This window comes from Pseudomonas sp. P4_C3 (assembly GCF_056402075.1).
In genome coordinates this window covers 1-730 of sequence record NZ_JBFUIC010000746.1, presented here as the reverse complement: position 1 = coordinate 730, position 730 = coordinate 1, and the positions used below count along the sequence as shown (strand labels likewise).

At 47.1% G+C, this 730-nt stretch carries 1 protein-coding gene; it reads right to left on the bottom strand.

Going from position 1 to position 730, the window contains the following annotated elements; translation table 11 throughout:
* Window positions 1-167 (bottom strand): BcsR/BcsP family cellulose biosynthesis protein (gene bcsR, locus AC1DVH_RS32220; protein WP_477757183.1); only part of this gene is annotated, 167 nt, incomplete at its 3' end.
* Window positions 168-730: the final 563 nt, after the last annotated feature.

Sequence of the window (730 nt, the reverse complement as noted above, 5' to 3'; positions counted from 1 at the left end):
GGCGTTGGTATTGGGGGAGGCAAGGCCACCGACGGTTCTGGCTCAGTCAGCGCAGGTGTAACCGGGTCGTCTTTGAAATCTTTATAGTTCGGTTGTATTTCCTGGTAGCTCTGCGCATTGGCGCCAAAATGTGTAAAAAGTTTCGTAATGTCGTCTACATATTTCATGCGTTGTACCAGGAATGAAATAGCTCAGAAACTCAGCATTCCATTAACTTGACAAAGTTGATGCGTCGTCGTGGTGTTGGCAGAGTGCCACTAATGTAGGGTGGCTGCGTCTTAGTGTCAACGAATGTTATAATAAGTCAGTGAGCTTTATTGGTGTTGATCTGAGTGTTATCAGGGAGTTATGTTATTCGTGGAAAGTGTAGGTGTTAGCGTGCGTCCAATAATTACTGTCCAGTGAGTTGTAATATGATGATAGGTAATGGATGTGTTTGTCGGGATAAATAACTTTCGGTGAGATGGGGTGTGAGTGTTGATCGCCTTCGATGGTTTTATGCCGGATTATTTATTAATGAAGTTGACTGCTGTATTTGAAGGAATAGTGGCGGTTTCCAGCTACCGGAAATGAGCTGGTACTGCTGGCCTGGCACAGCGAAGCCGTGGCACTCGCCGCACATGACGCTTGCGAGCGGTGGGCGTGGGTTCCATTTGAAAATCGGACATGGCGATTCCTCGCCCGTCGTTCACCGGCAGGCTCAATGTTAATTTTGTTCAGGGTTGTCTTC